Here is a 14,743-nt window from a genome sequence, read left to right as displayed (position 1 = left end):
TCCAAAACCTATGAGAGAATAGAGAGATCTCAAACCTTCTCAATATATATTAAAACATATGGCTGCATTGAATCGAGATATTTATTCTATAATACAGCTAAAGCACATACTCTTATTAGATAATTATAAATATAAAAAAGCTATTACAATAATGTTTTTTTTTCATCGTAAAAAAGGAAGAAGAGGCCTTTAATAAAAAGAATATAGATTTTTTGAATAGAAAAATTACTGTAAGTAAAAAAAGGCACTATATCATGCTGCTTTTTTGATACAACTAAAAACCATCATTATTAAAATACTTTAGATTTTATGTATAAATAAGTAGAATAATCTTCCAGAACAATATTAAAAATTTAAAAAAGAAGGCAATAAATTATATTGCCTTCTTTATTAAAGCAGCATTAACCTATTAAAAACGATAATGTAACCTTCCTGAAAAAGATGCTCCAGATACACCAGTTTTTGATAGCCTTTTTTGGTAACTGGCATCACCGTGGAATAGAATCTTCTTAGTTAATTGTACATTAATACCTAAACCACCCTCAATGGCAGATCCCATAGAATCAAGATGAAAAGTATCACCAACTTCTATCGTATCACTCGCACTAAGAGTCTTCATAACATTCAGTTTTCCATAAAAAGAAACGACACTATCTTTTTCAACAACAGTAGTTTTAGTTAAACGACCACCTACGCGTGCTAACCATTGATTAGGGTCCTTCATATTAACTTGAAGTTTATCAATATCTAAAATGTTATTAAACATAACACTTTGATAAATAAGTTGTGCTTGGGGTTCAAAAGATACATTCTCAACACCAGTTGCTAATTTTTGACCGACAGTTCCAGATACACTGAACATTTTTGTATCATCAATTTCTGCAACGTTATCGATAACAGCAGTCTTAATGTGTCCTTTCACGATACCATAAGATAAAAGTGCATTCATATACAAATTGTTATCATGTTGAACACTACCAAAAGCTGAAACTGACCACTTATCAAGGGAACTTTTCGCAGAGCCCTCCATATCTTTTGGAGTAAAAGATACTTTACCATAGGTTCCCAACAGACCGAAGTTTGTAATGATATTTTCATTTTCAAAAGAACCTAAAACAGCACCAGTTTGTAAAGCAGCATACACTGTATCAGCACCATAACCATATTGTAACGGATTGCGGATAGATGAAAAGTTTGCTACGTTACCATAAGAGGACAAAAAGAGGGATCCCTTCTTTTTACTCGAGACTAATCTTTCTCGCATATCAGCCAACACTTTATTCTGATTATTAATATCAGAGATACCCGAAGAGAATAAAGCATTAGGCATGACTAAATAGCTTGCCATTTGCGGGACAAGAGATCTCACTTGTGATTGAGAATCTATATATTCATTTTTCAACCTGAAATGCCAATTGAAATGCCACTTAGTAAGCGGTTCATTCGTCCTAACTTCTTTAACAGGTACAGATACTGCTTTAAGGATATACCTATAAGGCAAACCGTCCAGTGCAATATAACCATGAGCTAATTTGAAGGCATTTTCATTTACAAACCCAGGAGCTTTAATAAGCGTAATTCCTGTCTGTAAATTCTGTAAATTTGTAGTTTTTTCCGAACTTTTAATTTGTTCCGGATCTTTAACGTGATTAATATAAACTGTGGTAACACCTTGTACATTCGTCTCAATTATAAGTTTGTCAGAATCTACACTGCCCACATTGAAATAAACCCTCGCATCACCAACTGCGGTATATTGCGAAGGTCTAGCCAATGGAGGAGTTGCTTTATTTTCTTCTGCAGGTTTTATATATAAAGTCTGATAAACACCATCGACCTTTTTATCAAATATAACAGAACTATTGATAAGTTTAAGCATATTAACAGTGGATTCTGGTCGTACTTGCTTCCCCCACATCAAATCAGTTGGTAGAATCCATTGTGAGTTTTGAAGACCTATAAAAGTAGATATTATTCCCTTAATCCTTACACGTCCCTCTAAAACGGAGTTTTTTGCAAGCAAAATCGTAGGTAAAGCTTTATAAGAGGAATCCACCCCAGATTGATCGTCTAATAAAATATTAGAACGAATCTCTGAATTATAAAGAGTAACAGCACCTGGTCCATTTGAATTAATACCTATTTCCGGAGATAAAAATTTTGAATTAAAAATATTTACATAATTTACATAATTTTGTTGTCCAGCACTTTTTTGTTGAGTGTTCATCTTTAAAAGATTAGTATTTTTAAGGATGATACCATAAGTGTTCATTCCAGAAACATTTACAGTCGAATCTTTAATATTGACCACACAACCATTATCGCACACTATGCCAGCCAGTGCTTTTCCGCCTATATTATATCCCACAGCATCAAAAGCCTTACCATCTGCATAAATCCCAATCAAATCTGATGTGATATTATGTTTTGCACTTCTTATAGTCTCAAGAGGTCTAGTCACTACCCCGTTATTTACACTTTCAACAGCATTTGCAGCTTGAATGCAATTAAAATTTAAAGGGAAACCAAAAAATCCTACAGTAGCATATAATATTTTCCATTTCATATACAAAAATCCTTTGTTTAAAACTCAAAGAGGATTTTTACAAATAAAAATATATTATGTAAAGTTATTAATTACTATAATGATTATGTATCATAACATAGCAAAAATTGCAATAAACCCTAATAAACTAAGAAATTCAAATATATTAACTTAAAAATTTTCGTTGATTGTTAGTTTCAAAACGAATTAAATTTTAAAAAAATGTTACTTATTTACATCAATTGCTCCTCTGAAAAGATCAGAGCAAATAATATAGTTAATTTTTTACTAAAATAACATTAGACTTGTAAATTTAAGCCTATACCAACCATTTTATTTGAGCACAATCACAAATAAAATTTTTATGAAACAAATGCGATCTCTTTTTATACTTGTTAGGATAAAAAGTTATATCAAGATTTATGAAGTATCAACGATATAGTATGTATGCATTAAATAATAATGAATACAGCTAATTTGATAGCCGACAGCATTTCTCTGATTAGTCCTAGAGATTTAATGGTAAATGTTCAATAAGAATCTATAAATTACGATATTATTATTGGATATACGTTATTAACATATAACAGCTATCATAGCCATAATGTCTCTAAAGAATAAAACAAGCTACATGAGACAATCGCATGCAATAAAATCATACTTGTAATAATAAATTATATTATGAATTCTGATTTTTATTAAAAATATAACAAAATTTAAGTTATAATCTTAAATATAGCTTCAAAAAGATCTTATCAAGCTTCCAACTAATAAATTCCACCCATCGATTAATACGAAAAAAAGAATTTTAAACGGTAGAGAAATAACTGTTGGTGGCAGCATCATCATTCCCATTGACATTGTCAACGTAGCTACAACAAGATCTATCACCAAAAAAGGAAGAACAATGAGAAAGCCTATTTCAAATCCACGACGCAATTCAGAAATCATAAAAGCAGGAATTAAAACTCGAAAATCAACATCAGCACCTGTTTTGACTTGAAGAGAAGAATCAGAAAGATCAACAAATAAATCAAGATCTTTCTCACGGACCTGCGATATCATAAATTCTCGAAAAGGTTGACTAATTTTTTCTATCGCTTGTTGTTCACTGATTTTGTTATTTACTAAAGGCTGTACCCCCTGCTCCCATGCTGTATTAAATGTCGGCGCCATTACATAAAAAGACATAAACAAAGCTAATGAGATCATCACAAGATTGGAAGGTGTTGTTTGTAATCCTAAACCTGTACGCAACAGCGAAAAAGCAATGGCAAAACGGGTAAAACTGGTCACCATAATCAATAAACCAGGTGCCACTGATAAAACAGTCAATAAACCGAAAAGCTGAACAATTCGTCCACTAATCGACCCTTCAGGAGAAGAAAATAATCCAGCAAGACTATTAGCATTTTCAGTCCCCACTCGTTGCGCAAAAGCAGCAGTTGTCGCTAACAACAATATCATTAATACAAGACCGCTAAGCCGCTTCATTGTTCTACTACCAAACTTGAAATCAAAATATTACTTACTTTATTACCAGAACGAACTCTAGCACGATCTAAAAGATCAGCGCGTAAATTCATTAACCCCGAAGGTCCCCTCACTTGATCGATTGTGACTTGACGCAAAAACGCCAAAAAATCATTTGATATGTCAGCAGTTAAAGTAGCTTCAATATTCTCATTAGGTTTAATAATTAAAGAAACCTCCATTCGAATCCAAGCATTTTCCGGCATTGCAATATTGGTCAAAATAGGAGGTAAAATGACAACATGGGAATCTGCAGCAACAAGATACTCTGAAGTTTTGACTACTGATGGTTCTTTAGAACTATTGGAAGTTGTTACCATTTCCCGATTCACCCATGCTCCTAAAAACCATCCAGAAACCGCAGCAACTAACGTCAAAACAAGCCCAACAATCAGGAAGATTCTTACGCTATTTTCTTTTTTCACAATGCTTTCTTCTTTTTTCGGCTCTTCTGCCATAAAAATTCCTTGTTACATAAATCTCGTCACATAAACAATGTAATAAAAGTTATTTTTGATGATCTTCTATTTCTTGATAATGAACAATAAAATCAAAAAGAACCTATATACTCATTCCTTAAAAAGGTGCAATCTGATTTAGTAATTGTTGACCATAAGGAGGTTGTTGTATTTCACTCATACGTCCATGTCCTCCATATGAAATGCGTGCTTCAGCAATTTTGTCATAGTCAATCATATTATTGCCTGAAATATCACGTGGACGAACCAATCCTGCAATATTGAGAACACGCAATTCATTATTAACCCGAACTTCCTGTGAACCATTAATGACTAAATTACCATTCGGCAAAACATCTGTTACAATAGCTGCAATGGACAAACGAATATTTTCTTGTCGTTCTATCTTAGCATCCCCTTTAGACTGACTCGATGACTCACCCTCAATACTACCAGCAAGTTTATTCATAAATGAATATCCCGCTCCAATTGTATATTTGGAACCAGAATCACGCTTTAAATCGCTTTTATTATTAAAACTAGCACGATCATTAATGAAAATTTGCACAGTCAATACATCGCCCGGCTTCATTGCTCGGGGATCACGATAAAAGCTATTAGCGCTTGAACGATAAAGCGAATATTGACTTTCACTTGGTGCTGGTGGATAAATACTCGCTGCATTCCCAGAAGCATATCCTAAATTAGCACGAACCGGTGAAAAATTTGGTGCCGAATTAAAATCTTTCACATTATAAGAACAACCGGCTAATGTTATAAATATGAGAACGAATCCAATTGTTAAACACAAGAAAGAAGAATGTCTATTCTTATTTTTAATCTGCTTTATTTTCATCATTATTTTATCTTTACTTCTATTGCGCTTGTGTCTTTTTTGTCGACACTTGTTGCGCGCTTACTAATATCTGAGTCAATTCAGCTGATTTTTCAGGTGGTAGTTCATTCATAATAGCACTCGATACTTTAGGACTTAGCTTAAGTACAAGCGAAGCTGCAACGAGGTCATTCATCAAAGCCAATTGAGCAGCAGCAGCAGCAGGACGCATTTTCTTAATAATTTCAACTAAAGAATTCTCTGCCATTGATAAAAACTCATTGCGTTTATCAAGCCAAACTTTATATTCATTCTGTTTTTCTTCTAAAATCTTTATACGTTCACCAATTTGATCACGCAATTCTTGTAATTGTCGATGCTGTAACTGAAAACGAGCATCCGCAGCTTGACTCCCAATATTGCTACAAAAGCGTTCTACTTCTTCAGTATTTGTCCCAGATATCCCCTCAGATTTTCCTCCGGATTTCTCTTTTATTAATGAAACAATAGGAGCTCTTGTTTCTATACCAGCCTCCGTTGTCCCATTCGGTTGATTTGACGGATGAGATACAGTTTCAATTTTTGATTTAGGATCTTCAACAGGTGCTAATTTCTGTTCTGCACTCTCTACAGATGAAGAAATCTTCTCTGGCGCAGGACTTGGTACAGGTAAATTTTTTACATATCCTCTCCCTACTGGAAAAACCATGAATATTACTATAAACAGAGAAAAAATATAAAAGTGTAATCTTATCATTGGACAACGAGCTCCGCATGAAGAGCACCCGAGGTTTTAATTGCCTGTAGGACTGCTATAATTGCTGTTGGTTTAACGCCAATTTGATTTAATCCTTTAACGAGATTATCTAAATCGACGCCATTCAAAATACCAATATTGGATGGCGATTGATCAACATCAATTGATGTTCTCGGAACCACAATTGTATCGCCTGTTTCACTAAAAGGATTAGGCTGTGAAACACTTGGTTCCTCTGTAACTCGCACTGTTAAACTACCGTGTGAAATAGCAACACGTGAAACACGTACTTTTTCACCAATGACAACAGTTCCTGTACGTTCATCAACAACCACACGTGCCACTTCATCAGTAGGAATAGGTAATCCTTCAATTTCAGCAATAAAACGTGTAATTGAAATATTGCGTGGTTTGTTTAAAACAATGGTTTTTGCATCACGTTCTCTAGCAACCCGTTGTTTATAACGCTTATTAGCAAAAATATTAATTAGATCGGACACACGAACTGCTGTTGAAAAATCAGAATTTCGTAATTCCATAATGATCTGGTTACTATGGTTAAAATTGCCATCAACCTTGCGTTCTATAAGAGCACCATTTGGAATACGGCCTGATGTAGGAACACCTTGTGTTACACTTTCTGCCACCCCTTTGGCACCAAAACCGGAAATAACCATATTGCCTTGTGCCACTGCATAGGTTTTACCATCCGCTCCAAGGAGTGGCGTCATCACTAACGTTCCTCCTTGCAAAGATGTTGCATCTCCTAATGAAGAAACCGTTACATCAATCCGTGATCCTGGAGTTGCAAAGGGCATCATTTCAGCAGTAACAATAACAGCAGCTATATTATTAGCACGCGATGCACCTGCAGGAGGGCTAATTCCCAAATTATCTAGCATAGCTCGCATAGATTGCTCTGTAAAAGGTGCATTTCGTAAAGAGTCACCTGTACCATTCAAACCAATCACCAAACCATAACCCACCAATTGATTAGAACGAACACCCTGAACAACTGCAATATCTTTTAAACGTGCTACTGCACTTGAACGTGATAAATCTGAATAATGCATTTGTGTAGGATTACCACCCGACCCTAACCATGCAGCATCAGCTTCCGCTGTAGAGTTATATTGTTCAGTATTTTGTCCGCTTTCATCTGCAAATGCTGAAGCAAAGAAAATCAATCCTACCCCCAAGAAAGACAAGAGACGAATAAGAAAACGCATAACCATTAAAAACCTACCCTCACATCACCATTTTGCAAAACAGTTCCCGTAACCACACGTCCTGAATCGGAATTTCGAACACGAATGACATCACCAGAAGATCCTGATTGTAAAACAACACCTAGAGCTGTAATTTGCAGATTATGTGTTTGGAAAATTAACTTTGTTGTCTGACCACGCTCAACCAAAACTGGGTCTCCCAAAGAAGAAAGAGAAATAGGCCGGCCTGCTGTTAAAGTACGTTTTGCCACCTTGTGAAGAATTTGTTTCATATCTGTAACATACAAAGAAACTGCATCAGATTTAATAAAAAAATGCCTTTCGCTTAAACCTATATCGCTTATACGCTGACCAGCATAAATCGACTTATCAGGAACAAGAAAACCAATCCGATCAGCATAAGCTGCTTTTAATAAAAAAAATGAGAGCAAAAAACTTATAAGCGAAAGATTTTTCATACCATTTACCTCAGATTTTTAGAAACAACCGCTGCCATTTCATCTGATGCCTGAATAACTTTAGAATTCATTTCATAAGAACGCTGTGCTGCAATAAGCTCTGTCATTTCTTTGACTGGATCAACATTAGAAGATTCAAGCATTGCCTGCATAATGCTGCCATATCCATCATCCTTTGGATCTCCTGGAACCGGTGCACCAGAAGCTTGTGTCTCACGGAAAAGATTATCCCCTATTGGTTCTAGACCTACCTCATTGACAAAATTCACTAAACGAAGTCGACCCGCTTCCACAGCGTTAGGATCTGCATCCGTTTGATAATAAACTGTCCCATCAGGACTAACCGTGACATTTTTGCTTCCTATAGGAATGGTAATAACAGGCTGCACTAAATTACCATCTAACGTTATTATCTGCCCTGTTTCACTCAAATTAAAAGAACCTGAACGCGTATAAAAAACATTGCCATTAGGATCTTGTATTTCAAACCAACCATTTCCATTAATAGCGAGATCCAAGGCGTTACCAGTTTGCACAAAGGCCCCCTGCGTATTAACTGTACGAACAGCGGCAGTACGCACACCCATCCCAATCATTGCACCCTCAGGTATAATAGCTTGATTAAGCATATTAGGAATACCAACTGCACGATCTGCAACATACATTAAATCTGCAAACTCTGCACGCCCACGCTTGAAACCCGTTGTGTTAATATTAGCCATATTATTAGCGATAACGTCAAGATTAGTTTGCTGAGCAGCCATACCTGTTGCTGCAATTGACAGTGACTTCATGACCATAATTTTCCTATACCTTTCCGAACTCTGTTGTGCTTGTTAGATTTGCATCCGACTTACTTCAAGATAAGCTTGTACAAGCTTATCACGAAGAGCAATGGCCGTACTTAAAGACCTTTCAGCCTCCATCACGGAATTCACAACTTCACGTACACCAACATCACTTCCAGAGATTCTGCCTATGGAAAGACTTTCTGCAGTTTGTAATTTCGTGCCAACAACCTCTACAACTTCAGATAAAACCTGATCAAAACTGATTTTGTTTCCTCTTTCAAGCATATCAGGTAATATTTGTTGTCCATTAAGGCTATCCATTTGCATACTGTCTTTACCTAATGAATCAAGAACATTGTGCGATGCAACAGAAGTGAGTGTTTCAATCATTTTATACGCTCCTACAAAATTCAAACTAAAAAGCATTAATAAGGTAATAAACCACCTTATCCTTTTAATAAATCAATCGTTTGTGAAACCAAATCGCGTGCTTGGCGAATTACTTGCAAATTCGCTTCATATGAGCGATTTGCTTCACGCATATCAGCCATTTCTATAATCGAATTCACATTGGGATATTTCACATAACCGTTGCTATCAGCAGCTAAATGGCCCGGTTCATAACGCATAATAAAAGGAGCTTTATCAGTGCTAATGCGTTTAACATACACACCTTGTGCATCAATATAAGGATTAAGCGTTGCTTCAAAACTGACTGTTTTACGCTGATAAGGTCGAGCACCCGGTGACTTTCCTGTTGAATTGGCATTAGCTAAATTTTCAGCAATAATACGCAAACGCGTTGACTGTGCACTCAAACCAGTTGTAGCAATCTGTTCTGCTGCAATAAGACGGTCAGACATCTTTAAGCTCCTCCTTTAACTGTTGCTATTGTCATTCGATGAAAAGCTTTTACAATAGCAGTGTTTAGAGATATTTCGCGACTAACATCGCTACCTTTACGCATTTCTTCTTCTAAATTAACATCATTACCCGAATGAGTAACTTCCGTAATATTTTCAGTGCTTATAATGTGCGCTTCCATACCATTTTCAGTCATATCCATATGATGAACATTTGTTACAGCCATAGAAATCGTTTTATTTTGTAAAACAGCTTTAAAATCATCTACATCGCGGGCTTTATACCCAGGTGTATTGGCATTTGCGACATTACTTGCAATCGCCTTTTGACGAACAGATAACCAATCTGCTTGTTTATTTGCCATCTCAAAAAGACTAACCGAATCCATAATTCTTACCCCTTTTACTTAAAATCATCATAAGAAAGAAATCTTGTGCGAGACTTGCCTTCACATTTTTAAATTTTAAAAGAAAATGAAATTATACCCCGCACTATAGGTGTCTCTACCAAACTCTGTTTTTACTAGTCATAACATCAAGACATTAACTGACATAAACCAATTCATTCCCTGATTTAAAAAACTAATATATGCGTAATACTCAACTATCACTACGCCATTAATAAGAGGACTTTCTATACCTCAATCAAGCAATAAATCCTTCATCTTATCTGTTAAGGCTTAACTCAAGATCAATCTAAAGCTCATCATCAATAAGAGAAAAAGACTTTTTTAATAGCATTCCTTTTTCTATCAGCAGATTCAAACAGAATTCTTCAAACATACTCTTATTTACTGAGTTTATAGAAAACTGATCAAACTCTCTAGAGGACTCTACTTTCTTCAAACTTCTCTAAACAAATCATAAGCTACAAAAAGGAAAAATGCTAACCATACACAAATCTGTACACAACAAAATATAATCTCTTGAAAAAATTTGCCTCTTTCCCTGATTAGCTATTATTGGCTTTTCAATAATTTAGCCAATTCTTCATACGGGTCAGTGATAAGTGGCATATCGGGACTTTGCTTCATCGTGGCATAAACAGATGGAACTAAAAAAACTGCTTGATCAAGAATATGATCTGTTCCTGGACGGTAAGCACCCATAGCGCGTAAATCACGTGTTTCTTCGTAGCGAAAAATCATTTCTTTCAAATTTTTAACTAGTGTACATTGTTCAGGTGTCCAACTATGAGATGCCAAACGTGAAATAGAAGAAAGGATATCAACAGCAGGAAATCTTCCTTGAGCAGCGATGGCACGATCAAGAACAATATGACCATCCAAAATTCCACGAATGGCATCAGAAATAGGATCATTATGATCATCACCATCAACTAGCACTGCATAAACACCTGTAATAGATCCTTTGCCTTCTCTACCCGGACCTGCACGCTCCAATAAGCGGGGCAATTCACTAAAAACTCTTGGAGGAAATCCACGTGAAACAGGTGGTTCATGAGCAGAAATAGCAATTTCACGGGCTGCCAACGCATAGCGCGTAACAGAATCGACAACAAGCAAAACATTATCCCCTAAAGAAGAAAAATATTCAGCAATTGTTGTGGCCATAATTGGAGCTAAACGACGCATCATCGGACTTTCATCACCTGTTGCAATCACCCCAACCAATTTATGTAATTTATCTTGCAATGTATCATCAAGCATATCACGTACTTCACGACCACGCTCCCCTGTAAGTGCTAAAACCACCGTGTCAAAATGATCAGCCTGCATCATCATAGATAAAAGAGTCGACTTCCCTACTCCAGAGCCAGAAAAAATTCCAACACGCTGTCCAAAACAAAGGGGTGTAAAAATATCAATGACCTTAATACCCGTGCGTAATCCTGCACCCACACGCGCACGTTGTAATGCTGGAGGTGCATAAGTCTCAATTGCCATATTTCGTGAACCAGAAGATAAGATCCCCTTGCCATCAATCGCCTCACCAAAAGCATTAACGATTCGTCCACGCCAAGAGCGATCTGGAGCTACAAAAAGAGGACCTTTCGGAAAAACAGAAGCAGAAAGAACGGGAACAACAGTTTCATCATAAGGTTTAATTAAAACGCTTTCTTCATTAACACGAATAATTTCACCCCTTAGAAGCTGTGTTTCACACTCAACACATACTGTATCCCCCAGCAAAACAGATTGCGATAAACCACGTGCAACCAATGTTCCCCTTGATACATCACTAATAACACCACCTTGACTCACAAGATGAGAATAATAGTCGTCTTTACGTTTTGCAAAATCAAATAATCGGCTTAAAGCGGTAGGAGAAGGACTTGTCTCAATTATCTCGGTATCTGAAGCAGAATCTGCTATCTCTTTAATAATAGCGACATCTGCCTTATCAGCTAATCTTTCAGAATTTGTATCAGTATCCTTTGAAACAGCAAAATGAGAATCTATATCTGAATCAATTGTTGGTGTAACATTAACTAAAACAACTTCTGGCATAGAATCATCTTGGCTCTCTAACACTACACACACTCTTTATAGAAAAATAGAAAACTTCCATTATTAAATATTTTTTCCGCTCAGAACTTGAATAGATTTAGAACGCATTTCTTCTTGCTGACGAAGCATTGACTCAACACGTTCAAAAGCACGACTCACCTCAATAAGACGGGTCATCTCTACCACACCATTCACATTTGAACTTTCAATATATCCCTGTACAACACCATCACCACTTCCTCCTTCTGATTGAAAGACAGCTCTATCAGGAATCACCGAAGAATTCGGCCCATAGCGCAATTGAGTGCCTGATTGAAACTGAAATAAACCAATTTTCCCAACAAAGGCATTGTTTTGATAAATACTTCCATCAGCTACAATACGCGGTGTTCCCCCTGCTGGATTAAGTTGAATTGGAGCCCCTCCCTCATCTAAAAAAGGCAATCCTGTTACCGAAACCAATCCCCCTTCCGCAGTCATGATCATTCGACCATCCCGGGTATAAACTTGTCCAAAAGATGCTTGCATAGAAAAATAGGACTCACCTGTTATGGCAATATCAAGAGCATTACCTGTTTGTACCAAAGAACCTCGATTGGTCGAAATATACCCCTTACCAGCACTTGTGAAAAAAACACGATCACCTTGCTCATGTGCAACGGGAGAGATTAATGTATCAAACTTCATACCACCAGCACGAAAACCTGGTGTATTCACATTTGCCATATTTTGCGCAATAGTCTCCATCCGTCGTTCCAAACTAATTTGGCCTGAAACACCTACATAAATCGGATTTTGCATAGACCTAGTCCTTTCTTGAATCCTATCAATGGTCTCTTACAAACCAACCCGTTTAAGAGATTGTAAAGCCATTATTGTTTCATTTGAAAAAGCCAATCCTCCGCCTACTTTCGACCCTTGCAAAATCATTAAAGTAGGATTAACAACTGTTTGGTTTTTAACATCATACATAGTAGAAAACTTCGCAATAAGATGTTCTAATTTCTTTGGATCTTGTAAATCCTTAAGTGACATGCGCGATTCTAACAAAGATTTTTGCGATTCAATTGGCGATGTAAGCACATTCTCAGAAATGTTGAAGGCCTTAAAAACAACAGCGGACAAAGCTTTATCGCTAAGAATCTGATAAGCCCAATTTTTTTCTGTAAGAATACTGTCCTTCACCATTCCTCCAACAGTACGAGTGAAATACAAAGCAAGACGCGTCCCCTCATTGACTTCACCTGCTTCAACTTCCAATGTTTGTTGCATGTATTTATTCACGGTAACTGTTTTTGCACTCTCTCTTTGTGTAGCTTCTTCACCATATTTGCTGAAATTAAATGCCTCCGCAAATTGCCGATAACGCTTATCTACTAATTGAGAAGCATACTGAGAATCTGAAAGTACCTTACGAATCATGCCTTTAGCAAAAATCATATCTTCCAGACCATAAGCTTTCATAGCATAATTATAAATTTTATCATTTGCCAAAAAATCATCAACTGACTTCACACCGATAATATGCTTAACATAATAATCTGTCTCACGTTTAACCTGAGGCTTTTGAAAAAGCCGATCAAATGTTTGTTTCATATTATCAATTGTACTTCTGTAATTCGTATATGTGCTAATCATAGCAAACCCCTCTCTATACCAACCTCCATTTAAAGTATAAAACTTATCCGAAACTGACGGTAAAATTACTTTGATTATTAAATAGTGCTACTCTAACGAGCCTTTATTAATAGATTAAATATTTTTTATTTTATAAATTATTATATCTTTTAACACTTTTTTATAACACTAAGCAAATATTCTTAATAATATTAAGCCAAAATAAAACTTATAACTTTAAAATGGTAAGTTTTACACAAGCATAAACATTTACATTTTCACAAAAATTGAAAATAAGGAGCTCACAACCTTGGGTGTTATTATAGGATTAGTGATTATTTTTGGATGCATACTAGGCGGTTATGTTGCTATGGGAGGTCATCTTGGTGTTTTGATACAACCATGGGAATTCGTTATCATTTTAGGTTCAGCTATTGGAACATTTATTGTTTCCAATCCTTTTCCCGCCATTAAAGATACACTAAAAGCAACAATAGAAGCAATGAAAGATGCTGTTCCAAAGCAAAAGGATTTTTTAGCGCTGTTAGGTTTACTCTATGTTCTTATGCGTGAAATGCGTTCAAAATCACGCTCTGAAATGGAAGGTCATATCGACAATCCGAAAGAATCGACATTGTTTCAGCAATATCCTCTAATCTTAAAAGATGAATCTTTAACTAATTTTATTTGCGACTATTGCCGTCTTATCGTCATGGGAAATACACACCATTTTGAAATTGAAGCTTTAATGGATGAAGAAATTCATACAATTTCACATGACTCTCAAAAACCCTATCAAGCAATGCAAAATATGGCTGATGCCCTTCCAGCTCTTGGAATTGTAGCAGCTGTTTTGGGTGTGGTTAAAGCCATGGGTGCCATTAGTGAACCTCCAGAAGTGTTGGGACATTTGATTGGAGCCGCCCTCGTAGGAACTTTCGCTGGTATTTTTTTTGCCTATGGGATCTTTGGTCCTATAGCCTCCAAAATCAAAACAGTACGCAACAAAAAAGTACGTATTTACATTGTTGTTAAACAAACATTGTTGGCTTATATGAACGGTGCAATGCCACAAATAGCACTTGAATACGGGCGAAAAACTATCTCAGCAAAAGATCGTCCAACAATTGATGTTGTAGAACAACATGCAATCACTGGTCAAGGTACTGAAAAAGAGGTTGCCTAA

15 protein-coding genes are annotated in these 14,743 nt (G+C 36.2%); 1 reads left to right on the top strand and 14 read right to left on the bottom strand.

Features of this window, described 5'->3' with window-relative positions; genetic code table 11:
• Positions 1–409 precede the first annotated feature (409 nt).
• The 14 genes from BJB63x_RS01565 to BJB63x_RS01500 form a co-directional block, all read right to left on the bottom strand.
• Positions 410–2,566 carry an autotransporter outer membrane beta-barrel domain-containing protein gene (locus BJB63x_RS01565; protein WP_236823866.1) on the bottom strand — a complete coding sequence of 719 codons (2,157 nt, stop codon included), beginning with the start codon at positions 2,564–2,566 and terminating at the stop codon, positions 410–412.
• A 720-nt stretch (positions 2,567–3,286) separates the two neighbouring features.
• On the bottom strand, positions 3,287–4,039 hold the full coding sequence (fliP, locus tag BJB63x_RS01560) for a flagellar type III secretion system pore protein FliP (protein ID WP_078718717.1): 753 nt from the start codon (positions 4,037–4,039) through the stop codon (positions 3,287–3,289).
• Positions 4,036–4,536: a flagellar basal body-associated FliL family protein gene (locus BJB63x_RS01555; RefSeq protein ID WP_078718716.1), complete on the bottom strand. Its 501-nt coding sequence runs from the start codon at positions 4,534–4,536 to the stop codon at positions 4,036–4,038. The genes fliP and BJB63x_RS01555 overlap by 4 nt, the downstream gene beginning before the upstream one ends.
• Positions 4,537–4,654: 118 nt before the next feature.
• Positions 4,655–5,395, bottom strand: a complete 741-nt coding sequence (gene flgH / locus BJB63x_RS01550) for a flagellar basal body L-ring protein FlgH (RefSeq protein WP_257787821.1) — start codon at positions 5,393–5,395, stop codon at positions 4,655–4,657.
• Between the two features lie 16 nt (positions 5,396–5,411).
• Positions 5,412–6,080: a MotE family protein gene (locus BJB63x_RS01545; RefSeq protein WP_236823865.1), complete on the bottom strand. Its 669-nt coding sequence runs from the start codon at positions 6,078–6,080 to the stop codon at positions 5,412–5,414.
• A gap of 44 nt (positions 6,081–6,124) precedes the next feature.
• Positions 6,125–7,357 carry a flagellar basal body P-ring protein FlgI gene (locus tag BJB63x_RS01540; protein ID WP_442855952.1) on the bottom strand — a complete coding sequence of 411 codons (1,233 nt, stop codon included), beginning with the start codon at positions 7,355–7,357 and terminating at the stop codon, positions 6,125–6,127.
• A gap of 5 nt (positions 7,358–7,362) precedes the next feature.
• Positions 7,363–7,815, bottom strand: a complete 453-nt coding sequence (flgA, locus tag BJB63x_RS01535) for a flagellar basal body P-ring formation chaperone FlgA (RefSeq protein WP_078718714.1) — start codon at positions 7,813–7,815, stop codon at positions 7,363–7,365.
• A gap of 5 nt (positions 7,816–7,820) precedes the next feature.
• On the bottom strand, positions 7,821–8,609 hold the full coding sequence (flgG, locus tag BJB63x_RS01530) for a flagellar basal-body rod protein FlgG (RefSeq protein ID WP_194284797.1): 789 nt from the start codon (positions 8,607–8,609) through the stop codon (positions 7,821–7,823).
• Positions 8,610–8,651: 42 nt separating this feature from the next.
• On the bottom strand, positions 8,652–8,927 hold the full coding sequence (locus BJB63x_RS01525; protein WP_442855951.1) for a flagellar hook-basal body complex protein FliE: 276 nt from the start codon (positions 8,925–8,927) through the stop codon (positions 8,652–8,654).
• Positions 8,928–9,052: 125 nt separating this feature from the next.
• Entirely contained in the window at positions 9,053–9,469 is a 417-nt protein-coding gene (flgC, locus tag BJB63x_RS01520; RefSeq protein WP_078718711.1) for a flagellar basal body rod protein FlgC, read from the bottom strand.
• Positions 9,470–9,471: 2 nt separating this feature from the next.
• On the bottom strand, positions 9,472–9,858 hold the full coding sequence (gene flgB / locus BJB63x_RS01515) for a flagellar basal body rod protein FlgB (protein ID WP_078718710.1): 387 nt from the start codon (positions 9,856–9,858) through the stop codon (positions 9,472–9,474).
• Between the two features lie 570 nt (positions 9,859–10,428).
• Positions 10,429–11,964, bottom strand: coding sequence for a FliI/YscN family ATPase (locus BJB63x_RS01510; protein ID WP_153300771.1), 1,536 nt, complete (start codon positions 11,962–11,964; stop codon positions 10,429–10,431).
• A gap of 39 nt (positions 11,965–12,003) precedes the next feature.
• On the bottom strand, positions 12,004–12,741 hold the full coding sequence (gene flgF, locus BJB63x_RS01505; RefSeq protein WP_078718709.1) for a flagellar basal-body rod protein FlgF: 738 nt from the start codon (positions 12,739–12,741) through the stop codon (positions 12,004–12,006).
• Between the two features lie 36 nt (positions 12,742–12,777).
• Positions 12,778–13,578, bottom strand: coding sequence for a DUF1217 domain-containing protein (locus BJB63x_RS01500; RefSeq protein WP_078718708.1), 801 nt, complete (start codon positions 13,576–13,578; stop codon positions 12,778–12,780).
• A gap of 289 nt (positions 13,579–13,867) precedes the next feature.
• Here BJB63x_RS01500 and motA point away from each other — a divergent pair, with 289 nt between their 5' ends.
• The gene (motA, locus tag BJB63x_RS01495) at positions 13,868–14,743 is read left to right on the top strand and encodes a flagellar motor stator protein MotA (RefSeq protein WP_078718707.1); all 876 of its coding nucleotides are present in this window, start codon (positions 13,868–13,870) and stop codon (positions 14,741–14,743) included.

It is taken from the genome of Bartonella sp. JB63 (assembly GCF_002022665.1).
In the GTDB taxonomy this organism is placed as follows: Bacteria; Pseudomonadota; Alphaproteobacteria; order Rhizobiales; family Rhizobiaceae; genus Bartonella.
Note: the sequence above shows the minus strand (reverse complement) of the source record. Positions and strands in the feature narration are given on the sequence as shown.